This is a genomic window from Streptomyces prunicolor, from assembly GCF_045162825.1.
GTDB lineage: Bacteria > Actinomycetota > Actinomycetes > Streptomycetales > Streptomycetaceae > Streptomyces > Streptomyces prunicolor.
This window is the reverse complement of sequence record NZ_CP108676.1, coordinates 2,617,994-2,641,715: the sequence shown is the minus strand read 5'-3', so window position 1 is coordinate 2,641,715 and position 23,722 is coordinate 2,617,994. Positions and strand designations below refer to the sequence as shown.

Below are 23,722 nucleotides of genomic sequence, written 5' to 3'. Positions count from 1 at the left end.
GCCCGAGCCCTCAGAACAACGGCTCGGGCAGCACCCCCTCCAGCGCCAGCAGCTTCCTCTTCGTCTCCAGGCCGCCCCCGAACCCGCCGATGCCGCCGTCGCTCTCGACGACCCGATGGCACGGCACGACGACCGGCAGCGGATTGGACCCCATGGCCACCCCCACCGCCTGGGCCGCCCGCGGCTGACCTACGCGCCCGGCCAGATCGCCGTACCCGACGACCGAGCCGTACGGCACACCGGACGCCAGCTCGCGCAGCACCTGCCGGTTGAAGCCGGAGATCAGGGACCAGTCGAGCGGCAGCTCGAAGTCGCGCCGATCACCGGCGAAATAGGCCTCGAACTGACGTATCGCCTCGGCCAGCAAGGGGGAGTCGGGCGTCTCGACCGGCTCGGTGCCCAGCCGCGACGCCAGTCGGTCCAGGGTCTTGTCGCGCACCGCGTCCGTGGCGTGGAACACGACGTTGACCAGGCCGTCCTGTGTCGCGGCCAGCAGCAGCGGACCGATGTCGGTGCCGACGACGGTCCACACGACCCGCTGTTCGTTCTGCCCTTGGCTGTCCATGCGCCCACCGTACGACCCGGCACTGACAACGCCCCGCGAGCGGCCTCAGAACCCGTTCAGCGCGGACCGCACCACGTCCGGCTTGTTGGTGATGAGCCCGTCCACGCCGTACCCAGCGACCTTCCACGCCGTGGGCGCGTCGTCGACGGTCCAGGCGTACACCTCCATCGGACGGCCGTGGGGGCCCGTGTGCCCGTGCACGGCGGAGACGTAGCCGAGGGAGATCGAGCCGTACGACGGGTTGATCAGGTCGGTGTAGGCGGCGTAGCCCTGAAGGGCGGACAAGGGGGGTGTGCCGAGGAAGGCGGTCCGGATGGCGGGCTTCAGGTCGTGCACGATCCGGATGCTGTCCGCGCTGAAGCTCTGCACGATCAGCCGGTCGTCGAGGTGCCCCGGGTCCAGCCACCCCTCGTTGCCCAGGAGCTTGAGGGTCTGCTGCTCGATGCCGGGGTACAGCTCCGGGTTCTTGATCTCCAGGAGCAGGCTCTGCTGGTTGTGCTCAACCTCACGCATGTACTGCGTGAGAGTGGGCACGCGCGTGCCTGTGAACGCGGGGCCGAACCAGCTTCCCGCGTCGAGGCGCGCGATCTCGGCGGCGGTGAAGTCCTTCACCTTCCAGGGAGCTCGATCTGGGAACACCTTCTGGACGTCGGTGGTGCGCTTCAGGCTGTCGTCGTGGATGACGACGAGCTCACCGTCCTTGGTGCGCTGGACGTCGTTCTCGACCCACGGGAAGCCGAGCCCGGCCGCCTTGTCGATGGAGGCCAGGGTGTTTTCGGGCGCATAGGAGGACGCACCCCGGTGAGCCACGACCGTGGGCCACTCGGTGGCGTCGCCGGCCCGGGCGGCGGGGGAGGGGAGCAGAAGGGCGGCGGCCCCCAGGAGCGCGGTGGTCGAGGCGGCAACTGCGCGCAGGTGCATGCGTACTCCTCGCATCGAGCGATCACATACAGCTCAAGGATGACAGCGGAACGTCACTACCCGTGGGGTACAGGATGGACACAGAATGGATGGTGTTGCCCAAGTCCGCTCACCGGTGCCGCACAACTGGGGCAGGGTCGTGTTTCTTTGCCGGAAAATCGTTCGACCATTCCGGTGGGGGTCATACTCTCTGCGTCGACCCTGACCGTTCCGGCGGTCCCGGGGCTGGGCGCGTTTCAGGAATTCCGGAACGGAACAGGGCGGAAGGGCAACTGCGCATGCAGGGCACGGTCGACGGATTCAGCTACGGACTCGTCACACCGCTGGTGGCCTATCTCATGGCGTGCCTCGGTGGCGCCCTCGGCCTGCGCTGCACCACCAGATCGATGCTCGTGGCCCAGTCCTGGCGCCCCGGATGGCTGGCCCTGGGATCGGCGGCGATCGGTTCCGGCATATGGACGATGCACTTCATCGCGATGATGGGCTTCTCGGTCCGCCAGACACCGGTCCACTACGACAAACCGATGACCTTCGCGAGCCTCGCCGTCGCCATCGTCATGGTGGGCGTCGGGATCTTCATCGTCGGCTACAAGGGAGCCAAGGGGACGGCGCTCTTCACCGGCGGCACCCTCACCGGCCTGGGCATCGCCTCGATGCACTACCTGGGCATGGCCAGCATGCGCCTCAACGGAAAGCTCGAATACAACACGTTCACCGTCTCCGTGTCCGTCGTCATAGCGGTCGTGGCCGCGATCAGCGCCCTCTGGGCGGCCGGCCAGGTCCGCGGGTTCCTGTGGAGCGTCGGCGCCAGCCTCGTCATGGGTCTCGCCGTCGCCGGCATGCATTACACCGGTATGGCCGCCCTCAGCGTCCACGTCCACGGCACGACCCCGACCACTGACGGCGTGTCGGCCGCGTCCCTGCTCGCCCCCATGATGATCGGCCCCCTCGCCTTCCTCGTCCTGGCCGGCGTCGTTGTCATGTTCGACCCGATGATGGTCATGGGGAAGCCCGCCCAGGCCCCCGTCGAGCACAAGCCCGGCGTCCCGGCCGGCGCCCTCGTCCCGCGCCCCCGGCGAGCCCCCGTCCGCGCCGCCCGGGACCTCGGACACCGCCGCTCCCGCACCCCGCAGAACCGCTGATCCGACCCCGTTGTCAGTGGCGGGTCGTACGGTTGGTTCCATGCGGCCCGTTTCCCACATCGAACGCACGGTGGCGCCTTTCGAGGTCGTCAGTTCCTACCAGCCCAGCGGCGACCAGCCGGCGGCCATCGCCGAGCTGGCCCGACGCGTCGAGGCAGGTGAGAAGGACGTCGTCCTGCTGGGCGCGACCGGCACCGGCAAGTCCGCCACCACCGCGTGGATGATCGAGAAGCTCCAGCGCCCCACGCTGGTGATGGCGCCGAACAAGACCCTGGCCGCCCAGCTGGCCAACGAGTTCCGCGAACTCCTGCCGAACAACGCCGTCGAGTACTTCGTCTCGTACTACGACTACTACCAGCCCGAGGCCTACGTCCCGCAGTCGGACACCTACATCGAGAAGGACTCCTCGGTCAACGAGGAGGTCGAGCGCCTGCGCCACTCCGCGACCAACTCGCTGCTCACCCGCCGCGACGTCATCGTGGTCGCCTCGGTCTCCTGCATCTACGGCCTCGGTACTCCGCAGGAGTACGTGGACCGCATGGTCCCCCTCAAGGTCGGCGACGAGGTCGACCGCGACCAGTTGCTGCGCCGCTTCGTGGACATCCAGTACACGCGCAACGACGTGGCCTTCAGCCGCGGCACCTTCCGCGTCCGCGGCGACACCATCGAGATCTTCCCGGTCTACGAGGAACTGGCCGTCCGCATCGAGATGTTCGGCGACGAGATCGAGGCCCTCTCCACCCTCCACCCGCTCACCGGCGAGATCATCAGCGAGGACGAGCACCTCTACGTCTTCCCGGCCTCCCACTACATCGCCGGCCCCGAGCGCATGGAGCGGGCCGTCAACGACATCGAGAAGGAGCTCGGCGAGCGGCTGGCCGAGATGGAGAAGCAGGGCAAACTCCTGGAAGCCCAGCGCCTGCGCATGCGGACCACGTACGACCTGGAGATGCTCCGCCAGATCGGCTCCTGCTCCGGCGTCGAGAACTACTCGATGCACTTCGACGGCCGCGAACCCGGCTCCGCGCCGAACACTCTGATCGACTACTTCCCGGAAGACTTCCTGCTCGTCATCGACGAGTCGCACAACACGGTCCCGCAGATCGGCGCCATGTACGAGGGCGACGCCTCCCGCAAGCGCACCCTCGTCGACCACGGCTTCCGGCTGCCCTCCGCCCTGGACAACCGCCCCCTGAAGTGGGAGGAGTTCCAGAAGCGCATCGGACAGACGGTCTACCTGTCGGCGACTCCCGGCAAGTACGAGCTCTCGCGCGCGGACGGCGCCGTCGAGCAGATCATCCGCCCCACCGGCCTCATCGACCCCGAGGTCGTCGTCAAGCCCACCGAGGGCCAGATCGACGACCTGGTGCACGAGATCCGCAAGCGCACCGAGAAGGACGAGCGGGTCCTGGTCACCACGCTCACCAAGAAGATGGCCGAGGACCTCACCGACTACTTCCTCGAACTCGGCATCCAGGTCCGCTACTTGCACAGCGACGTCGACACCCTGCGCCGCATCGAGCTGCTGCGCGAGCTGCGCTCCGGCGAGTTCGACGTCCTGGTGGGCATCAACCTCCTCCGTGAGGGCCTCGACCTGCCCGAGGTCTCCCTGGTGGCCATCCTGGACGCCGACAAGGAGGGCTTCCTGCGCTCCGGCACCTCCCTGATCCAGACCATCGGCCGCGCGGCGCGCAACGTCTCCGGTCAGGTCCACATGTACGCCGACCGGATCACCCCGGCGATGGAGAAGGCCATCGAGGAGACCAACCGCCGTAGGGAGAAGCAGGTCGCGTACAACACGGAGCGTGGCATCGACCCGCAGCCGCTCCGCAAGAAGATCAACGACATCGTCGCGCAGATCGCCCGCGAGGACGTCGACACGGAGCAGCTGCTCGGCTCGGGCTACCGCAAGGCCAAGGACGGCAAGGGCGCCAAGACCCCCGTGCCCGCGCTCGGCGGCAAGGCCGCGAAGAGCGCCAAGTCCGCCAAGGGCAAGGCCACGGTCCCGACCGACCGTCCCGCGGCCGAACTCGCGGAGCAGATCGAGGAGATGACGGCACGCATGCGTGCCGCCGCCGCCGACCTGCAGTTCGAGGTCGCGGCCCGGCTGCGCGACGAGGTGCACGAGATGAAGAAGGAACTGCGGCAGATGAAGGAGGGCGGCCTGGCCTGACCGCCCGGGTGGACCGCCGGACCTCGGGGTATCCGCTCAGTGTTGCAAGACCGACACAAAGTCCGATGCGGGGTTCGGCACTGTCAGTGGCGCTGCGTAGGGTTCTGGACATCCGCGGATTCCGCGGCAACAGGGGACAGTTCGAGAGGGGAACAGCCGTGACGGTCAACATGACCAAAGGTCAGGCCATCAGTCTGCAGAAGAACGACGGGACCGGCCTGACCGCGGTGCGCATGGGGCTCGGCTGGCAGGCGGCTCCCCGGCGCGGCCTGTTCGGCTCGCGCACCCGGGAGATCGACCTCGACGCGTCCGCCGTGCTGTTCGCCGACAAGCAGCCGGTCGACGTGGTGTTCTTCCGCCACCTGGTGAGCGACGACGGCTCCGTGCGTCACACCGGTGACAACCTCGTCGGCGGTGTCGGCCAGGGCGGGGACGACGAGGCGATCCTCGTCGACCTCGCGCGCGTGCCGGTCCACATCGACCAGATCGTCTTCACCGTGAACTCCTTCACGGGCCAGACCTTCCAGGAAGTGCAGAACGCGTTCTGCCGCCTGGTCGACGAGACCAACGGCCAGGAGCTGGCCCGTTACACGCTGGCGGGCGGCGGTCAGTACACGGCCCAGATCATGGCCAAGGTGCACCGCTCCGGTTCGGGCTGGACGCTGACGGCCCTCGGTACGCCGACCAACGGCCGCACCTTCCAGGACCTGATGCCGGCGATCCTGCCGCACCTGTAGGTCGGCCCGGCGCACACGACACGACACGGCTGAGCAGGGGGACGAGCGATGGCAGCCGAGCTGGTGCGAGGGCAGAACCACCCGCTCTCCCAGATGCGCCTGGAGATCCGGGTCGCGGCCGGCAAGCCGGTCGTGGCCGCCGCCACGCTCGGCGACGAGCACGGCAGGATCCACGGCGTCGCATGGGTGGCCCACCCGGGCACGCCCACCCTGCCCGGCCTGGAGGTCTCCAAGCAGGCCGCCGCCGACCACCGCCTCGCGGTGGACCTGGGTGCCATGCCGGAAGCCGTGCACCGCGTCAGCGTGCTGCTCGCCCTCCCTCTCGGCGGCGACGGCCCCGCCCGCTTCGGCGCCGTGGCCGCGCCCTTCGTCGCGGTCACCGGCCTCGACGGCACCGAGGTCGCCAGCTACACGATCACCGGCCTGGACGCCGAATCCGCCGTCGTCGCCCTGGAGTTGTACCGCAGGCAGGGCGCCTGGAAAGTGCGCGCCGTGGGCCAGGGCTACGCGGGCGGCCTCGCCGAACTCCTCACCGACCAGGGCCTGACCCAGGCCACCCACCTCGCGGGCAGCATCAACGAAGCGGTGGCCCACGGCCTCGCCCGCTCCGTGGCCGCGCCCCCACCACGCACCCCGGACACCGACCGCACCCGCCAGACGGCCACCCCGGCCCTCGGCCCCGAGGGGAGCGGATCCACGACACAGGGCGCCTCCGGAGCCGTAGCACCGCAGCCGACGTCTCCGTACGGGGCGCAGGGCACTCCGGGGGCCGTAGCGCCGCAGTCCGGATACGACGGTGGCGCGGCGGCCGTGAATCCGCCTGCCGGTGACCAGCACGCCGCCGGGCCGATCGACTACAGCCACCCGCGTCGGCAGACCGGGGCGCCCCCGCAGCCCGCGCCGACCGTGCCGCCGACTCCGCCCGGGCAGCCCGCGCGGCCCGTCGCCGGGGACGCGACCGGGTGGTCGATGGAGGAGCGGCTGTACAACCAGGTGTGGGGGATGTTCGAGGACCTGGCCCGCACCATGGCGGCGTACCGCAGCGCGGTCGACTTCGCCGACTCGCGCATGGAGAAGGAGCTCGACCAGGCTCTGTCCGACCCGCGCAGCCGGATCGGCGGTCAGGGCGACGCGGCCCGCGAGGCGGCCCAGGCCAAGCACGCCCAACTCGTCGACCAGGCACGGGCGGCCCTCGACCGGGACCTCGCCCAGCTGGCCGCCGAGTGCGAGGTGGTGGAACCCGCGCTTCCGCCCGCGTTCGCCGGTTGGGACAACCCCGTCTGGCACGGTTACCGCGTCCCGATGGAGATCCCCATGGCTCTGCGCCTGGGCGATCTCCACCTCCCGGAGAGTCCCGAGCTGCGTATCCCGATGCTGGTCCGGCTGCCGTTGGAGCGCGGCCTGTGGATCGACAGCGGTGGCGCGGAGTCCCTGGACGGCTCGTTCACCGACTCCCACGAGCTGCGGCGGCTCGCGCTGGACACGGCCGTGGCGCACGCGGCCCGGCTGCTCGCCGTCTATCCGGCGGGCGAGTTCGCCGTGCATGTCATCGACCCGGCCGGCTCGGCGGCGCAGGCGCTGGTCCCGCTGGTGCACACCGGCGTGCTCGCGGCGCCGCCCGCGGTGGGCGCCGCCGGGGTGACGGACGTCCTGACCCGGCTCACCCAGCGGGTGGACCTGGTGCAGATGGCGGTGCGCGGCGGCGCCGCCGACTCGCTGCCGCCCGGCCTCGACACGGCCGAGCAGCTGTTGATCGTCAACGACTTCCCGCACGGCTTCGACGACCGGGCCGTGACCCAGCTGCGCTATCTCGCGGACGAGGGCCCGGCCGTCGGCGTCCATCTGATGATGGTCGCGGACCGTGAGGACGCCGCGGGCTACGGCCCGTTGCTCGACCCCCTCTGGCGTTCGCTGATGCGCCTCACCCCGCTGCCCGACGACCACCTCGCCGACCCCTGGGTCGGACACGCCTGGACGTACGAGCCCTCGCGCGTGCCGCCCGGCAGCCACGTGCTGCGGCAGGTGCTGACAGAGGTCGCGGCGGCCCGCACCAAGCACAGGTAAAGGCTTCCCACCTGGCCTTTTATCTCTTCCTTGGTAATCGCTTTACCTTTCCTTGGTGGTTGGGGTAGGCTTTTCCGTACGGAGGGGAGTACTCCCTATCTGCTGCGGCGTACCCGTCAATACGGATCAGGCCAGATCCCGGGGCGTCGGCCCTGGACGCCCGTCCAAGGTGGAAGAGACCTCCGGTAGCGACGACGCTGACCATTTGCCGTTAATACCGCCGGAGGAGCAGTAGTGGATGTTTCCGTGACCCTGTGGGTCCTGACCATCGTGGGGCTGGCGGCCCTCATCGCGGTCGATTTCTTCATCGGCCGCAAGCCGCATGACGTGTCGATCAAGGAAGCCGGAATCTGGACGATCGTCTGGATCGCCCTCGCCGGACTCTTCGGACTCGGCCTGCTCGTCTTCGGTGACGGCCAGGCCGGCGGCGAGTTCTTCGCCGGCTTCATCACCGAGAAGTCGCTGAGCGTCGACAACCTCTTCGTCTTCGTCCTGATCATGGCGAAGTTCGCCGTGCCCTCGCAGTACCAACAGCGGGTGCTGCTCGTCGGCGTCCTCATAGCCCTGGTCCTGCGGGCCATCTTCATCGCCGCCGGCGCGGCCATCCTCGCCAGCTTCGCGTGGGTCTTCTACATCTTCGGCGCCTTCCTCATCTGGACCGCCTGGAAGCTCATCCAGGAGGCCCGGGCCGACGAGGAGGAAGAGGAGTTCGAGGAGAACAAGCTGCTCAAGGCCGCCGAGCGCCGCTTCGGCGTGGCCGACCGCTACCACGGCACCAAGCTGTGGATCCAGGAGAACGGCAAGCGGGTCATGACCCCGATGCTGGTCGTGATGCTCGCCATCGGTACGACGGACGTGCTCTTCGCCCTCGACTCCATCCCCGCGATCTTCGGCCTCACCCAGGACCCGTACATCGTGTTCACGGCCAACGCCTTCGCGCTGATGGGCCTGCGCCAGCTGTACTTCCTCATCGGCGGCCTGCTGAAGAAGCTGGTCCACCTCAGCTACGGCCTGTCGGTCATCCTCGGCTTCATCGGCGTCAAGCTCGTGCTGCACGCGCTGCACGAGTCCGGCGTCCATGTCCCGGAGATCTCCATCCCGGTCTCGCTGGGCGTGATCTGCGCGGTCCTGATCGTCACCACGATCACCAGCCTGATGGCCAACAAGAAGCAGGCGGCTGCCGAGGCCGGTACCGAAGGCGCCCCGAAGGACAGCATCGACGCCTGACCACGTCCGACGTAGAAAGACGCAGGAAGACGAGCACCGGGAGCACCGCACCATGAATCGCCGACCACCGCTCCCGGCGCTTCGTCGGATACCCGGCACCCGCGTCCACCGGGCGCGGGAAAGGCCCCGCAACGCCGGAATGCGGGCCCTGTGCCCCTCTGCGAGGATCGCGTCATGATCACTCGGCTCAGGTCGCTCACCAACCGGTGGACGACTCTCGTACCGGTGCTCGCGGCCGTCCTCCTGGTCTTCACCTGGGGGCGGAAGGATCTGCCCGCCGTGGTCGTCGCCCTGGTGACCCTGGTGCTCGCCGGCGCCGTGCTGGCCGCGGTGCACCACGCCGAGGTGATCGCCCACCGTGTCGGAGAACCCTTCGGCTCCCTCGTCCTCGCCGTCGCCGTCACGATCATCGAAGTCGCCCTGATCGTCACCCTGATGGCCGACGGCGGCGACAAGGGCTCGACCCTCGCCAGAGACACCGTCTTCGCGGCCGTCATGATCACCTGCAACGGCATCGTCGGCCTGGTCCTCATCGTCGCCTCGCTGCGCCACGGCACGGCGGTCTTCAACCCCGAGGGCACCGGCGCCGCCCTCGCCACCGTGGCGACCCTGGCCACGCTCAGCCTGGTCCTGCCGACCTTCACCACCAGCAAGCCGGGCCCGGAGTTCTCCGGCGCCCAGCTCACCTTCGCCGCGCTCTCCTCACTCGCCCTGTACGGCCTCTTCGTGGCCACGCAGACCGTGCGGCACCGCGACTACTTCCTGCCGGTCTCCCGCCAGGGCGATGCGATCACCAAGGACCACCACGCGGACGCGCCCTCCGCCCGCACCGCCCTGATCAGCCTGGGCCTGCTGGGCCTCGCCCTGATCGGCGTGGTCGGACTGGCCAAGGGAGTCTCGCCGACCATCGAGTCCGGCGTCGAGGCGGCGGGGCTGCACCACGCCGTCGTCGGCGTGATCATCGCGCTGCTCGTGCTGCTTCCCGAGACCATCGCCGCCCTGCGTTCCGCCCGCCGCGACCGGGTGCAGACCAGCCTCAACCTCGCGCTCGGCTCCGCGATGGCCAGCATCGGCCTCACCATCCCCGCCGTAGCCCTCGCGTCCATCTGGCTCTCCGGGCCGCTCGTCCTCGGCCTCGGCTCCACACACATGGTGCTGCTCGCCCTGACGGTCGTGGTGAGTTCGCTGACCGTGGTGCCGGGACGGGCGACACCGCTCCAGGGCGGAGTCCATCTGGTGCTGTTCGCGGCGTACTTGGAGCTGGCGATCAATCCGTAACGCGCGCAGTTCCGTAACGCGCGCAGTTCCGTAGCGCGAGGCGTTCCGGACGGCACGTAAACGCTTGCGCAAGCCTTTACGTCCCCTGCCGCTTCACGTCCCCGGCTGCTTTACGTCACCCGCCGCGCAAGCCCTCACCCGGCGACCGGCTCCACCACGGCCACCTCCACCTCCACCGGCCGGGTCTCCGGCAGCAGCGCGAAGCAGCCCAGGCTGAACAGCGCGACCCCCGTCAGATAGGCGCCCACGCCCCAGGGGACACGCCCGCTGTGCTCGGCGAGCGCCGTCGCCACGATCGGGGTGAGCGCGCCGCCGAGAACCCCGCCGAGGTTGTAGCCGACGGCGGCGCCCGTGCAGCGCACGCGAGGCTCGTACAGCTCCGGCAGATACGCGCCGAGCACGGCGAACATCGTCACGAACGCGAGCAGCGCCCCGAGGAACCCGAGGAACATCAGCAGCGGCGCACCCGTGGCGAGCAGCGCGACCATCGGGAACATCCACAGCGCGGCGGCCGTGCACCCCAGCAGACACAGCGGACGGCGCCCGTAGCGGTCGCTCAGCAGCGCCACCAGCGGGGTCAGCGAGCCCTTCACCACCACGGCGGCCATGATGCAGGCCAGCATCTCGGTACGGCCGACCCCGAGCCGCTCCGTGCCGTAGGCGAGGGACCACGTCGTGACCGCGTAGAAGATGGCGTACCCCACCGACAGCGCCCCGGCGGTCAGCAGCACCAACCGCCAGTGCTCGCGCACCACTTCGGCGAGCGGCACACGCGCGTGGTCGTCGATTTCGAGGAACCGGGGACTCTCCACGAGCGACGAACGCAGCCACAGCCCGCCGAGGGCCAGTACCCCGGCCACCCAGAACGGCACCCGCCAGCCCCACTGCGCGAACTGAGCGTCGGTCAGGGACGCCGACAGCGCCAGCATCACGCCGTTGGCCAGCAGAAACCCCACCGCGGGCCCGATCTGCGGAAAGCTCGACCACAGCCCGCGCCGCCCGGCCGGCGCGTGTTCGGCGGTCAGCAGCACTGCCCCGCCCCACTCCCCGCCGAGCCCCAGGCCCTGGAGGAAACGCAGTACCAGGAGGAGCACGGGAGCGGCCACCCCGATCGATCCGTACGACGGCACACAGCCGACCGCGACCGTCGAGGCACCGGTCAGCAGCAGGGAGGCGACGAGGACCGGTCGCCGTCCGCGCCGGTCCCCGAAGTGCCCGAACAGGATCGAACCCAACGGCCGTGCCACGAAGCCCACGCCGAACGTCCCGAAGGCGGCCAGCGTCGCCGCCACCGGCGAGAACGTCGGGAAGAACAGGGGCCCGAGAACCAGGGCCGCCGCCGTGCCGTAGACGAAGAAGTCGTAGAACTCGATCGCGGTCCCGGCGAGGGAGGCGGCCGCGAGGCGCAGCATGGAAGGTGTTCTTACGGTGTGTACATCGTGCATGCCGCGTCAACCACCCACAGTGAGCAACGGTTACGGGGGCGCGCGGAGGTGCGGAGAGGTCGTGATAGACCGGGTCCGAGCAGCGGCCGTCGACCGACAACCCCGCCGCGAACGACATGTCCCAACGGACCGGAGGAACCGTGCCCCGCACCCTGGCCAACGCCCCGATCATGATCCTCAACGGCCCCAACCTGAACCTCCTGGGCCAGCGCCAGCCGGAGATCTACGGCTCCGACACGCTCGCCGACGTCGAGGCCCTGTGCGTCAAGGCGGCGTCCGGGCACGGCGGCACGGTGGACTTCCGGCAGTCCAACCACGAGGGCGAACTGGTCGACTGGATCCACGAGGCACGCCTGAACCACTGCGGCATCGTGATCAACCCGGCCGCCTACTCGCACACCTCGGTCGCGATCCTGGATGCCCTCAACACCTGTGACGGGCTGCCGGTGGTGGAGGTCCACATCTCCAACATCCACCAGCGCGAGTCGTTCCGGCACCACTCGTACGTCTCGCTGCGCGCCGACGGTGTCATCGCGGGGTGCGGGGTGCAGGGGTATGTGTTCGGCGTGGAGCGGGTCGCCGCGCTGGCTGGGGCAGGGAAGGCCGACGCGTAAGGCCGATGCGTCAGGCGTAAGCACCGGCCTCCTGGCGTACGCCCCTTACAGCCGTCCCGCCTCCACGATCCGTCGCAGGAAGCGCTGTGTGCGCTCCTGTTGCGGGTCGCCGAAGATCTGCTGGGCCGTGCCGCGCTCCAGGACGACGCCTCCGTCCAGGAAACAGACCTGGTCGGCGACGTCCCGGGCGAAGCCCATCTCGTGCGTGGCCAGCACCATGGTCATGCCCTCGTCCTTCAAGTCCCGCACCACGGCGAGCACTTCACCGACCAACTCCGGGTCGAGCGCGGCGGTGATCTCGTCGAAGAGCAGCAGCCTCGGACGTACGGCCAGGGCGCGCACGATCGCCACCCGCTGCTGCTGACCGCCGCTCAGTCGGTCCGGGTAGGCGCCCGCCTTGTCCCCGAGCCCGAGCCGCTCCAGCAGCTCACGCGCGTGTGCCTCGGCCTCCGCGCGGGAGACGCCGTGCACGCGGCGCGGGGCCAGGGTGATGTTCTCCAGGACGGTCATGTGCGGGAACAGGTTGTACGCCTGGAACACCACGCCGATACGGCGCCGTATCGCGTCCGGGTCGACGCGCGGGTCGGTGATCTCCTCGCCGTCCAGCCAGATCGCGCCGTCGTCGATGTCCTCCAGGAGGTTCGCGCACCGCAGCAGCGTCGACTTGCCGGAACCGGAGGCGCCGATCAGCGCCGTCACGGTGTGCGGAGGGACCTCCAGGTCGACGTCCCGCAGGACGACCGACGTACCGAAGGTCTTGCGGACGGACTCCATGCGCAGCACGGGAGAGGTGTTGTCGTCGCTCATGTCGTGCCTCCCTGGGCGCGCTGCCGGTCCATCCGCGCGGTCACCCAGTCCGTGAAGCGGGTCATCGGGATGGTCAACGCCACGAAGACGAGCCCCGCGACGATGTACGGCGTGTAGTTCAGGGCGCGCTGCGCGATGATGTCGGACGCCCGTACGGCGTCGATCGCGCCGCCGATCGACACAAGCCCGGTGTCCTTCTGGAGGGACACCAGATCGTTCAACAAGGGCGGCACCTGCCGGCGTACGGCCTGGGGGAGCACCACGTGCCGCAGCGCCTGCCGGTTGCTCAGGCCCAGCGAGCGGGCCGCCGCACGCTGCGAGGGGTGCACGGACTCGATGCCCGCGCGGAACACCTCGGCGACGTACGCCGAGTACGTCAGCGTCAGCGCCGCGCCGCCCAGCCACACGGGGTCGACGGTCACGCCCTGGAGGCGCAGAGCGGGCACTCCGAAGACCACGATCATCAGGTTGATGATCAGTGGCAGTCCCCGGAAGAAGTCCGTGTACGCGGCCGCCAGCACCCGCAGGGGGAAGAACACCGGCCCGCGCAGGGTGCGTGCGATGGCGATCAGCATGCCCAGGACGAGCACCAGCACGCCGCAGATCAGCAGCAGCCGGATGTTCAGCCAGAGCCCTTCGAGGACCTTGGGGAACGCCTCGCGCGCGTAGTGCCCGTCGAAGAACGTCTCCTTGGTGCGCTCCCAGCCCGGCGCGCTGACCACGACCACGTACAGGACGACGGCCGTCACCAGGGTCGACACCGCGGCGATCGCGGTCGCGCGACGGGCACGCGTGCGCTTGTGGCGCTCGCGGTCCAGGCGCCGCTGCGAGGGGACGTACGCGTCGCCCTCGCCGGGCATGTCACCCTTGTCGTCCACGGCCTCCTGGCCGGAGTCGTCCTTCACCACGGTCACTTGAGGACCGGGGCGTCGACGGCGTCGGAGAGCCACTGCTTCTCCAGCGCGGCCAGGGTGCCGTCCTTGCGGAGCGCGTCCACGGCCGACGACACGCACGACGTGAGGTCGCTGCCCTTGTCGAGGACGAGCCCGAACTGCTCGGGTGTGCCGCCCTGGTTCTCGAACTGGCCGACGATCTTGGCGTTGGTCACCTCGGCCGAGGTGATGTAGAAGGCGGTCGGCAGGTCGACGACGATCGCGTCGACCTGGCCGTTCTTGAGCGCGGAGACGGCCTGGTCGTTCTTGGAGAACGCGGCCTCCTGCTGCGTCGGCTTCACCACGTCGCTGATGTAGTTCAGGCTCGTGGTGCCGACCTGGGCGCCCAGCTTGAGGCCCTTCAGGCCCGCGATGCTCGTCGCCTTGGCGGCCTTGCTGCCCTTGAGCGCGATGACGGCCTGACGCACGTCGTAGTAGCCGGACGAGAAGTCGACGGCCTTCTTGCGCTCGGTGCTGATCGACACCTGGTTGATGTCGAAGTCGAAGGTCTTCACGCCGGGCGCGAAGGCCTTGTTGAAGGGGACGCTCTGCCAGACGACGGCGCTCTTGTCGTAGCCGAGCTGCTTCGCCACTGCGTACGCGACCGCCGACTCGAAGCCCTTGCCGTTGGCGGGCTTGTCGTCCTCGAACCACGGCTCGTACGCCGGCTCGTCCGTGGCGATCGTCAGCTTGCCGGAGGTCTGGGTGGCCAACTTGCCCTTGGCGCAGGTGGTCGCGGTCGAACCGGAGGCCTGGTCGGAGGCTTTGTCCTCCGGTTGCGGAGCGCAGCCGACGGCGGTGGCGAGCAGGGCTACGGTTGCGGCGGATATCGCGCGGCGCAGTACGCGAGGGGCAAGGTGCATGGCGGGAGAGTGACAGCCGAACGTCCTGATTGTCCAGGTCACAGCGCCAATTGTCCGCATAGTGGGAACACGTGTTGCGCTCTTGTGAACAGCACCTGTGGGGTGCCGATTCCGTGGCGTGCGCCGGGGCCGCCGGTCTAGGGCGGGGTCGATGGACCGGCGGCCCATCCGCGCAGGAGCCGTCGTCCTGAGCGGGGCTGCTTCCAGTTGACCGCGCAACCACGTACGACGGGAGCGCGCGCGGGACACCGGCGCGTGCGAAGGATTCACACGGGGCGCGCACGCACCGATTCACGCCGCCCTCTTACCACCCGCGCGCGTGCCACTCCGGCAGGTGCGGGCGCTCCGCGCCCAGGGTCGTGTCGTTGCCGTGTCCCGGGTAGACCCAGGTCTCGTCCGGGAGCGTGCCGAAGATCTTCGTCTCGACGTCGCGGATCAGGCTCGCGAACGCCTCCGGATCCTTCCGGGTGTTGCCCACGCCACCCGGGAACAGACAGTCCCCGGTGAACACATGAGGATGCCCGTGCGGGTCGTCGTAGACGAGCGCGATCGAACCCGGCGTATGACCCACGAGGTGACGCGCGGTCAACTCGACCTGGCCCACCCGGATCGTGTCGCCGTCGTCGACCAGGACGTCGGTCGGCACCGGGATGCCGTCGGCGTCCTCGCGGCCCGCGTAGGTACGCGCGCGCGTGGCCGTCACGACCTCGGCGAGCGCCTGCCAGTGGTCGCCGTGCTGATGGGTGGTGACGACGGACGCGATGCCGTCGTCACCGATCGTGCCGAGCAGGGTCTCCGCGTCGTTGGCCGCGTCGATCAGCAACTGCTCGTCCGTGGCCCGGCAGCGCAGCAGATAGGCGTTGTTGTTCATGGGCCCGACCGCGATCTTGGTGATCATCAGGTCCGTGAGCTCGTGCACATCCGCCGGTCCACCGACCGTGACCTCGCCGCTGTACGTCATGGCGGTCAGCCTAGTGCGTTCGCGGAGACGCTCCGAAGGGACTGCCGGCCTTCGGATGTGCGAGCGCGGGACCGTGATGCCTTGTCCGCCGTGGCGACGGAAGTCGATCATTCGCCCATGAGACCCGAAGTGCGTGCGTTCGTCGCCGACGGCCCGCTCCCCGACTGGGACGCGAGCGAAGCGGAGATCGACAGACGCGTCCGGCAGCTCGACGCGATCGGGAAGCCGGTCACGGGAGAGGAAGCGCGGGCGCTCGCCGCCTGCTTCGGTCCGGACGACTGCTACGGAGTCGCCTGGACGCTCCTCCACCTCATCGAGACCGGCCCGAACCCCGTGCTCACCGCCGAACCCGCACCCGACGCCAACGAGTGGCACCGGAGGCTCTACGACCGGGCCGTGGGTCTATAGGGGAGGCAGTGTCGGCAAGGAGCCCCCGTCGATCGTCAGACCGGACCCGTCACGGCGCCCGCTGAGCCAGCCGAGCAGCGTCGCCGGGCTGCCGGTGACGGTGATTTCGGGCTTCTCGGCGGACCGGCCCGTGCTCCACGCGTGCGTGCCGTCGGTGAGGTGGGTCGACGGCACGTCCGGGTGCCCGTCGAACCGCTCGGCCAGGAAGGCGATCTCCCGCTGGGTGAACTCCTCCGGCAGATCCTCCAGTTCGTACCCGATCCCCAGGTCCACGTGATGCAGCTCGACCTCGGCCCAGCGCCGGAACGGGATCTGGGACGCGGAGTCCATGACCCCGTTGCGCAGCTCCACGGTGCGTGACCAGTCCGCGGGAGCGGCACCCGCGTCCTGGAAGCGGGCCCCGCTCTCGCGTACATCGGTGAGGTGGACGTCCAGGGGGCGAGGGGCGTCGCGATCGATGTCGGAGTCGCGGACGCTCGCCGTGGCGTACATGGGGCGGCCCTCCAGGACGTTCACGAGGGCGTCCGCGTTCCGGGCGAGGTGGGCGAGGACGTAGCCGCGGCTCCAGCCGGGAAGCCGTGACGGCTCGGCCACGGAAGCGTTGTCCAGTCCGGCGGCAGCGGTGAGCACTCGCTCGGTCGCATCACGTACAGAGGCCAGGTCATGAGCGTGATCAATCATGCTGCTGACCCTAGTCCCGCCACACCTTTGGGTGAAGGTGGTGAAGCAGTGCCGTAAATCGAATGCACGTGCTATATCGTCGGGTGCGGCGTCGGGCATGCTGGAAGGCCGGAGGTTGTTATGCCTCGGCCGGGATTCCGACCGGCGTTGTCAGTGGCTCCCCCTAGTCTGAGAACGACGGGGGCCCCGCCCCTGTCACTTCTCTCAAGAAAGGTGCGGACCGGCGTGGCCGACCGTCTCATCGTCCGTGGCGCGCGCGAGCACAATCTGAAGAATGTCTCGCTCGACCTTCCACGCGACTCGCTCATCGTTTTCACGGGCCTGTCCGGGTCGGGCAAGTCCTCCCTGGCCTTCGACACGATCTTCGCCGAGGGCCAGCGGCGCTATGTGGAATCGCTCTCCTCGTACGCCCGCCAGTTCCTCGGCCAGATGGACAAGCCGGACGTCGACTTCATCGAAGGTCTTTCCCCGGCCGTCTCCATCGACCAGAAGTCGACCTCGCGCAACCCGCGCTCGACGGTCGGCACCATCACCGAGGTCTACGACTACCTGCGTCTGCTCTTCGCGCGCATCGGCAAGCCGCACTGCCCCGAGTGCGGCCGGCCCATCTCGCGCCAGTCGCCGCAGGCCGTCGTCGACAAGGTCCTGGCGTTGCCCGAGGGAAGCCGCTTCCAGGTCCTGTCGCCGCTGGTGCGCGAGCGCAAGGGCGAGTTCGTCGACCTGTTCGCCGACCTCCAGACCAAGGGCTACAGCCGCGCGCGCGTGGACGGCGAGACGATCCAGCTCTCCGAGCCGCCCGTCCTGAAGAAGCAGGAGAAGCACACCATCGAGGTGGTCATCGACCGCCTCACAGTGAAGGACTCCGCCAAGCGCCGCCTCACCGACTCCGTGGAGACAGCCCTCGGGCTGTCCGGCGGCATGGTCGTGCTCGACTTCGTCGACCTCCCCGAGGACGACCCCGAGCGCGAGCGCATGTTCTCGGAGCATCTGTACTGCCCGTACGACGACCTGTCCTTCGAGGAGCTGGAGCCCCGCTCCTTCTCCTTCAACTCGCCTTTCGGTGCCTGCCCCGAGTGCTCCGGCATCGGCACGCGCATGGAGGTCGACGCCGAGCTGATCGTCCCGGACGAGGACAAGTCCCTGGACGAGGGCGCCATCCACCCGTGGTCGCACGGCCACACCAAGGACTACTTCAGCCGTCTCATCGGCGCCCTCGCGGACGCGCTGGGCTTCCGCACCGACATCCCCTTCGCGGGCCTCCCGCAGCGCGCCAAGAAGGCCCTGCTGTACGGCCACAAGACGCAGATCGAGGTCCGGTACCGGAACAGATACGGACGCGAGCGGGTCTACACGACGCCCTTCGAAGGCGCCGTCCCCTTCGTGAAGCGGCGGCACGGCGAGGCGGAGAGCGACGCCAGCAGGGAGCGCTTCGAGGGCTACATGCGCGAGGTGCCCTGCCCCACCTGTCACGGCACCCGCCTGAAGCCCGTCGTCCTCGCGGTCACGATCATGGACAAGTCGATCGCCGAGATCTCCGGGATGTCGATCAGCGACTGCGCTGAGTTCCTGGGCGGCATGAAGCTCGACGCCCGTGACAAGAAGATCGCCGAGCGCGTGCTGAAGGAGTGCAACGAGAGGCTGCGCTTCCTGGTCGACGTCGGCCTCGACTACCTCTCGCTGAACCGCGCGGCCGGCACCCTTTCCGGCGGCGAGGCCCAGCGCATCCGCCTGGCCACCCAGATCGGCTCCGGACTCGTCGGCGTCCTGTACGTCCTCGACGAGCCCTCCATCGGCCTGCACCAGCGTGACAACCACCGGCTGATCGAGACCCTGGTCCGGCTCCGCGACATGGGTAACACGCTCATCGTCGTCGAGCACGACGAGGACACCATCAAGGTCGCCGACTGGATCGTCGACATCGGCCCCGGCGCGGGCGAGCACGGCGGCAAGGTCGTGCACAGCGGCTCCCTGAAGGAACTGCTCGCCAACGAGGAGTCGATGACCGGGCAGTATCTGTCCGGCAAGAAGGCCATCCCGCTGCCAGACATCCGGCGCCCGCGCGACCTGTCCCGCCAACTCACGGTGCACGGCGCCCGGGAGAACAACCTCCAGGACATCGACGTCTCGTTCCCCCTGGGCGTGTTCACCGCGGTCACCGGCGTCTCCGGCTCCGGCAAGTCGACCCTGGTCAACGACATCCTGTACACGCACCTGGCCCGCGAACTGAACGGCGCGAGGAGCGTGCCGGGACGGCACACGCGCGTGGACGGCGACGACCTCGTCGACAAGGTCGTGCACGTCGACCAGTCGCCCATCGGCCGCACCCCGCGGTCCAACCCGGCGACGTACACCGGAGTCTTCGACCACGTCCGCAAGCTGTTCGCGGAGACGACCGAGGCGAAGGTGCGGGGCTATCTGCCCGGCCGCTTCTCCTTCAACGTCAAGGGCGGTCGCTGCGAGAACTGCGCGGGCGACGGCACCATCAAGATCGAGATGAACTTCCTGCCGGACGTGTACGTCCCGTGCGAGGTGTGCCACGGCGCCCGCTACAACCGGGAGACGCTGGACGTCCACTACAAGGGCAAGTCCATCGCCGACGTCCTGAACATGCCGATCGAGGAGGCCACCGAGTTCTTCGAGGCGGTCCCCGGGATCGCCCGCCACCTCAACACCCTCAAGGACGTCGGCCTCGGCTACGTCCGGCTCGGCCAGTCCGCGACCACCCTGTCCGGCGGTGAGGCCCAGCGCGTCAAGCTCGCCAGCGAGCTCCAGCGCCGCTCCACGGGCCGTACGGTCTACGTCCTGGACGAGCCGACCACCGGCCTGCACTTCGAGGACATCAGCAAGCTCCTCACGGTGCTCGGCGGCCTGGTCGACAAGGGCAACACGGTCATCGTCATCGAGCACAACCTCGACGTGATCAAGGTTGCCGACTGGGTCGTCGACATGGGTCCGGAGGGTGGTGCGGGCGGCGGTCTCGTCATCGCCGAGGGCACCCCGGAGCAGGTCGCCGCCGTAGGAGCCAGCCACACCGGCAAGTTCCTGCGCGAGATCCTCGACGCCGACCGGATCAGCGACGGAGCCCCGGTGAAGGCCCCGCGCAAGACGGCTGCCAAGAAGACCGCGGCGGTCGCGCCGAAGAAGTCCGTGCCCGCCAAGAAGGCCACGCCCGCGAAGAAGACGACGCGAGCCCGCAAGGCCTGACCAGCACACAGCAGGAACACGAGTGCGGCGCCCCGCGGGAACTTCCCCGCGGGGCGCCGCACTTGGTGGCGAGCACGGCCCGCCACCGCCGAATGCCCGCTACAGATCGCCCAGTTCAGAGGCGTACGGCGGTTCCGCCCCCGCCCGTGAGCAGGTGATCGCGGCCGCGCGCGCCGCGAACCGCAGCAGCTGGGTCCAGCCGTCGCGGCCCAGGACGGCCATCCCCTCCGCGGACAGCGAGTTCCGGGCGGACAGACCGTGCAGCAGCGCCGCGTTGACAGTGTCGCCCGCGCCGATCGTGTCCACGACGTCGACCTTCTCGCCCGGAATCGGGTACACCGTGCCGTCCTGGGTGTACGCGGCGAGGCCGTCGCCACCATGGGTGATCACGACCGCCGAGGGACCGGCGTCCAGCCACTCGCGCGGGGTGCCGCCCAGCCACAGCGCGTCCTCCTCGGACACCTTGAGGAGCGACACGTACGGCAGCCAGCTCTTGAAACGCGCCCGGTACGCGTCCGCGTCGGGGATCAGCCCGGCCCGGATGTTCGGGTCGAGCAGGGTGAACACGCCCTGCCCGGACGCGGTCCGCATCAACTCCTCGTAGGCACTCGCGCCCGGCTCCAGGACGAGCGAACAGGTACCGAAGGACACCGCCTCGGTCTCGGCGGGCAGCGCGGCGGGCACCTCGAAGAGCCGGTCGGCGGTGCCGTCGACGTAGAAGGAGTACGTGGCCGAGCCGTTCGCGTCGAGCGTGGCGACCGCGAGGGTCGTCGGCTCCTGGCCGCGCTGTACGTCCAGGACGTCCACGTCGGCCTGGCGCAGCCCGGCGAGGAGGGCCTCGCCGAACGCGTCGTAGGAGACGCGGGAGCAGAAGGCGGTGGGGGAGCCGAGTCGGCCGAGGGCGACGGCGGTGTTGTACGGGCCGCCGCCGAGCGCCGGCTTCAGGGCGGCGAGGGGGCCCGTGCCCTGCGGCACCAGGTCGATCAGGGCCTCACCGGCTACGACGATCACGAGATGTTTCCCTTCTGGGACTGTTCGGACGGGGTGGGGCAGCCGCAGGACGTGCGGTGGACGAAGGTGCAGGGGAGGCGCAGGACGCGGGCGGGCCGGTCCGGCGCGGAGAGCCGGTCCAGCAGCAGCCGTACGGCCTGGGCGCCGATCTCCTTGCTGGGCTGGGCGATCGCGGTCAGCCGGGGCTCGAACAGGTCGGCCCAGGTGAAGTCGTCGAAGCAGCACAGCGCCAGGTCGCCGGGGACGGACAGGCCGCGCTCGCGCAGGGCACGCAGGGCGCCGATGGTCATCGCGTTGTTGGCGGTGACCAGGGCGGTGGGCGGGGCGGCGAGGGAGAGCAGCTTCTCGGTGGCCCGCTCGGCGGCGGCCGACTCGGAGTCGCCGTACGCCAACAGCCGCTCGTCGTAAGGGAGTCCGGCGGCGGCGAGGCCGTAGCGGTATCCGGTGATCCGCTCGCGGGTCGTGCTGAGCCCGGGCAGGCCCGCGACCAGGCCGATGCGGCGGTGGCCGAGTCCGGCGAGGTGGGTGACGAGCTGGGCCGTCGGTTCGACGTTCTCGGCGCACACCTGGTCGACGGGCGGCGCGTCTGCCGAGGGCGCCTCGACCACCCGGTCGAGGAACACCGTCGGTACGGAGTGCCGGCCGAGGTAGGCGACCAGGGCGTCCGGGGCCGCCGACGGGGCGACGATCATGCCGTCCACCCGGCGCTCGTGCAGGAGTTGGACGACCTTGCGCTCGTGCTCCGGGTCGTCGTGCGGATCGGCGATGAGCAGGCTGTAGCCCTCTTCCAGGGCGCCGGCCTCGATGCCCTGGAGGATCTCCGTGAAGTACGGGTTGCTGATCGCCGAGACCGCGAGGCCGATGGAGCGGGTGCGGGACGTGACCAGCGAGCGGGCGAGGGTGTTGGGGGTGTAGCCCAGTTCCTCGATCGCGGTCAGTACGGCCTCTCGTGTGCTGGGCAGCACCGGACGGGTGTCGTTCAGGACGTGCGAGACGGTCGCTACGGACACACCGGCGCTCCGAGCGACGTCGACCATGGTGGCCATCGCGGATCCCCCTCCCCGAGGTGCGGCGGGCCTTGGAATGTGGCTGGCCTTCTGGTCGGGAACGTATCCCATCCGCCGCCAGACGTAAACGCTTGCGCAAACGTTTACGTACCGTGAGCGCCTCTCCGGTGAACCCACCTCAAAGCGGGCGGAACCGCGCGGGTATCGTCGCCGTGCAGTCCCCCTTGAGCAGCCCGAACAACAGCTGGAGACCCCCATGCCCGGCCGCCCCGCCCCGAGCCGTCGTACCGTCCTGCGCGGAGCGGCCCTCACGCCCGTCGCCGGGCTCGGACTCGCCGCCTGCTCGGGCGGTGGCTCGGGGGCCGCCGCGACCCCGACCGCGCCCGTGGAGCTCGGCGCGGAGAGCGAGGTCGCCAAGGGGAGCGCCAAGCTGTACCGCGATCAGAACGTGGTCGTCAGCCGCGCGGCGAACGGCACCCTCAAGGCGTACAGCACGATCTGCACGCACGCGCAGTGCCCCATCAACAAGTTGGACGGCACGACGCTCATCTGCCCGTGCCACGGCAGCGAGTTCAACGCCATGACCGGCAAGGTGGTGCAGGCGCCGGCCACCGAGCCCTTGCACGAGCTGAAGGTGACGGCCGAGAACGGCAAGATCGTCGCGGGGCCCGCCGCCTGATCCTCAGGACGCGTCCGGGCCCCGACGGCTCACTCCCAGTCCCAGCCGATGCCCACGATCCCCGACCGCATCCGCGGCTCCACGAGGTGCACCGAGTGGTGCCCTCCGGTCAGGCGCAGCTCCTGGCGGCCGCTGCGCGGGGCCGCCGCCGAGTGCTGGGTGAAGCGGTGGCAGCGCACCGGCAGCGCGTTCTCGTCGAAGCGCACCTGGAGCGCGTACTGGCCGCCCGCGATACCGAAGTCACGGACGTACTCGCGGGAGACGCCGGCGGTGCCGTCCTCGACGCCGTAGCGGAAGAGGAACGTATCTCCGGAGCGCAGGCGGGTGCCGAAGAGGAGCTCGGCGACCAGCATGCCGGTCTCGTGGTGGCGGCGGACGCGGCCGGTGCGGCAGTTCTCCAGGGCATGCACGGTCATGCGGTCCGGGGCGCAGCCGGGGTCTCCGTAGTGGACGGCTATGAAGCGGTCGATGCCGTCCCGGTGGGCGCGGACGATGTGGTGCGACTCGCGGCCGGCCAACTCGCGGTGCGGCCCGATGCGCACGCGCTCGTGGTGCCCCAGGGTGTGCAGGCCGCTGTCGAGCGAGGATTCCAGCTCGGCCAGCAGCTGCTCCAGGACGCCGGAGGCCTCGACGAAGGAGCGGTACGAGCGGGCCGCCGGGCGCTGCGCGACGGACCGTTCCTCGGCCTCGGCGAGCAGCCGGATCAGTGACTCCTCCGGGAGCTGGAGGATCTCCTCCAACGCGCGTACGGCGCGCAGCGACTCGGGGCGCTGTGGGCGGCGGGCGCCCTGCTGCCAGTAACTCAGGCTGGTGACACCGACCTTGACCCCGTAGCGCGTCAGGTGGTGCTGGACGCGCTGCAGCGGCAGTCCGCGGGCGGCGATGGCGGCGCGCAGCGCGACGTGGAAGGGGCCGCCGCGCAGGGCCGAGTCCAGTTCCGCGGTGGCGACGTCCGCCTGCTGTGTGGCGTGCGGCATGCAGGGGCCCTTTCTGTGAATGTTCA

At 69.7% G+C, this 23,722-nt stretch carries 22 protein-coding genes; 11 read left to right on the top strand and 11 right to left on the bottom strand.

From position 1 onward, the window contains the following. Positions 1-10: 10 nt before the first annotated feature. Both OG588_RS11865 and OG588_RS11860 read right to left on the bottom strand, forming a co-directional pair. Positions 11-565, bottom strand: coding sequence for a methylated-DNA--[protein]-cysteine S-methyltransferase (locus tag OG588_RS11865; protein WP_405947242.1), 555 nt, complete (start codon positions 563-565; stop codon positions 11-13). A 45-nt stretch (positions 566-610) separates the two neighbouring features. Further along, positions 611-1,486 (bottom strand): glycerophosphodiester phosphodiesterase, encoded by an 876-nt coding sequence (locus OG588_RS11860; RefSeq protein ID WP_405947241.1) that lies wholly within the window; start codon positions 1,484-1,486, stop codon positions 611-613. 278 nt (positions 1,487-1,764) lie between these two features. Between OG588_RS11860 and OG588_RS11855 the strand changes: the two genes are divergently transcribed. The 6 genes from OG588_RS11855 (at position 1,765) to OG588_RS11830 (ending at position 10,107) form a co-directional block, all read left to right on the top strand. Continuing rightward, on the top strand, positions 1,765-2,628 hold the full coding sequence (locus OG588_RS11855) for an MHYT domain-containing protein (protein ID WP_405947240.1): 864 nt from the start codon (positions 1,765-1,767) through the stop codon (positions 2,626-2,628). Positions 2,629-2,668: 40 nt separating this feature from the next. Further along, positions 2,669-4,801: an excinuclease ABC subunit UvrB gene (uvrB, locus tag OG588_RS11850; protein ID WP_405947239.1), complete on the top strand. Its 2,133-nt coding sequence runs from the start codon at positions 2,669-2,671 to the stop codon at positions 4,799-4,801. Positions 4,802-4,959: 158 nt separating this feature from the next. Beyond that, positions 4,960-5,538 carry a TerD family protein gene (locus OG588_RS11845; RefSeq protein ID WP_019060481.1) on the top strand — a complete coding sequence of 193 codons (579 nt, stop codon included), beginning with the start codon at positions 4,960-4,962 and terminating at the stop codon, positions 5,536-5,538. A gap of 48 nt (positions 5,539-5,586) precedes the next feature. Next, positions 5,587-7,602: a TerD family protein gene (locus OG588_RS11840; RefSeq protein WP_405947238.1), complete on the top strand. Its 2,016-nt coding sequence runs from the start codon at positions 5,587-5,589 to the stop codon at positions 7,600-7,602. A 234-nt stretch (positions 7,603-7,836) separates the two neighbouring features. Beyond that, positions 7,837-8,829: a TerC/Alx family metal homeostasis membrane protein gene (locus OG588_RS11835; RefSeq protein ID WP_405947237.1), complete on the top strand. Its 993-nt coding sequence runs from the start codon at positions 7,837-7,839 to the stop codon at positions 8,827-8,829. A 174-nt stretch (positions 8,830-9,003) separates the two neighbouring features. Next, a complete protein-coding gene (locus tag OG588_RS11830) occupies positions 9,004-10,107 on the top strand; it encodes a calcium:proton antiporter (protein WP_405947236.1) in 1,104 nt (367 codons plus the stop codon). A 134-nt stretch (positions 10,108-10,241) separates the two neighbouring features. On the opposite strand, the gene OG588_RS11825 is transcribed toward OG588_RS11830, so the two are convergent. After that, positions 10,242-11,519, bottom strand: a complete 1,278-nt coding sequence (locus tag OG588_RS11825; protein WP_405947235.1) for an MFS transporter — start codon at positions 11,517-11,519, stop codon at positions 10,242-10,244. A 173-nt stretch (positions 11,520-11,692) separates the two neighbouring features. Here OG588_RS11825 and aroQ point away from each other — a divergent pair, with 173 nt between their 5' ends. Beyond that, positions 11,693-12,166, top strand: coding sequence for a type II 3-dehydroquinate dehydratase (gene aroQ, locus OG588_RS11820; protein ID WP_405947234.1), 474 nt, complete (start codon positions 11,693-11,695; stop codon positions 12,164-12,166). 45 nt (positions 12,167-12,211) lie between these two features. Here the strand turns inward: aroQ and OG588_RS11815 are convergent, their stop codons facing one another. From OG588_RS11815 to OG588_RS11800, 4 genes are all read right to left on the bottom strand, one after another. Beyond that, positions 12,212-12,973, bottom strand: coding sequence for an amino acid ABC transporter ATP-binding protein (locus OG588_RS11815; RefSeq protein WP_019060487.1), 762 nt, complete (start codon positions 12,971-12,973; stop codon positions 12,212-12,214). Continuing rightward, positions 12,970-13,887, bottom strand: coding sequence for an amino acid ABC transporter permease (locus OG588_RS11810; RefSeq protein ID WP_405947233.1), 918 nt, complete (start codon positions 13,885-13,887; stop codon positions 12,970-12,972). Before OG588_RS11810 ends, OG588_RS11815 begins: the two co-directional genes overlap by 4 nt. Next, positions 13,884-14,768: an ABC transporter substrate-binding protein gene (locus OG588_RS11805; protein ID WP_365307566.1), complete on the bottom strand. Its 885-nt coding sequence runs from the start codon at positions 14,766-14,768 to the stop codon at positions 13,884-13,886. Before OG588_RS11805 ends, OG588_RS11810 begins: the two co-directional genes overlap by 4 nt. Before the next feature lie 304 nt (positions 14,769-15,072). Beyond that, positions 15,073-15,729 (bottom strand): MBL fold metallo-hydrolase, encoded by a 657-nt coding sequence (locus OG588_RS11800; protein ID WP_405947232.1) that lies wholly within the window; start codon positions 15,727-15,729, stop codon positions 15,073-15,075. On the opposite strand from OG588_RS11800, the gene OG588_RS11795 reads away from it, so the two are divergent. Continuing rightward, a complete protein-coding gene (locus OG588_RS11795) occupies positions 15,638-15,850 on the top strand; it encodes an MYXO-CTERM sorting domain-containing protein (RefSeq protein WP_405947231.1) in 213 nt (70 codons plus the stop codon). The genes OG588_RS11800 and OG588_RS11795 overlap by 92 nt on opposite strands. Continuing rightward, positions 15,847-16,137 (top strand): hypothetical protein, encoded by a 291-nt coding sequence (locus OG588_RS11790; RefSeq protein ID WP_405947230.1) that lies wholly within the window; start codon positions 15,847-15,849, stop codon positions 16,135-16,137. The genes OG588_RS11795 and OG588_RS11790 overlap by 4 nt, the downstream gene beginning before the upstream one ends. Here the strand turns inward: OG588_RS11790 and OG588_RS11785 are convergent. Beyond that, positions 16,132-16,818: a maleylpyruvate isomerase family mycothiol-dependent enzyme gene (locus OG588_RS11785; protein ID WP_405947229.1), complete on the bottom strand. Its 687-nt coding sequence runs from the start codon at positions 16,816-16,818 to the stop codon at positions 16,132-16,134. The two genes, OG588_RS11790 and OG588_RS11785, sit on opposite strands and share 6 nt — an antisense overlap. A 225-nt stretch (positions 16,819-17,043) precedes the next feature. Here OG588_RS11785 and uvrA point away from each other — a divergent pair, with 225 nt between their 5' ends. Continuing rightward, positions 17,044-20,022 (top strand): excinuclease ABC subunit UvrA, encoded by a 2,979-nt coding sequence (uvrA, locus tag OG588_RS11780; protein WP_405947228.1) that lies wholly within the window; start codon positions 17,044-17,046, stop codon positions 20,020-20,022. A gap of 99 nt (positions 20,023-20,121) precedes the next feature. Here uvrA and OG588_RS11775 read toward each other — a convergent pair whose 3' ends face one another. Continuing rightward, complete coding sequence (locus OG588_RS11775) at positions 20,122-21,033, bottom strand: carbohydrate kinase (RefSeq protein WP_405947227.1); 912 nt, start codon at positions 21,031-21,033, stop codon at positions 20,122-20,124. Then, complete coding sequence (locus OG588_RS11770; RefSeq protein ID WP_405947226.1) at positions 21,030-22,079, bottom strand: LacI family DNA-binding transcriptional regulator; 1,050 nt, start codon at positions 22,077-22,079, stop codon at positions 21,030-21,032. Before OG588_RS11770 ends, OG588_RS11775 begins: the two co-directional genes overlap by 4 nt. A gap of 217 nt (positions 22,080-22,296) precedes the next feature. Here OG588_RS11770 and OG588_RS11765 point away from each other — a divergent pair, with 217 nt between their 5' ends. Continuing rightward, a complete protein-coding gene (locus tag OG588_RS11765) occupies positions 22,297-22,719 on the top strand; it encodes a Rieske 2Fe-2S domain-containing protein (protein ID WP_405947225.1) in 423 nt (140 codons plus the stop codon). Positions 22,720-22,748: 29 nt separating this feature from the next. Here the strand turns inward: OG588_RS11765 and OG588_RS11760 are convergent, their stop codons facing one another. Further along, positions 22,749-23,696, bottom strand: coding sequence for a hypothetical protein (locus OG588_RS11760; RefSeq protein WP_405947224.1), 948 nt, complete (start codon positions 23,694-23,696; stop codon positions 22,749-22,751). Positions 23,697-23,722: the final 26 nt, after the last annotated feature.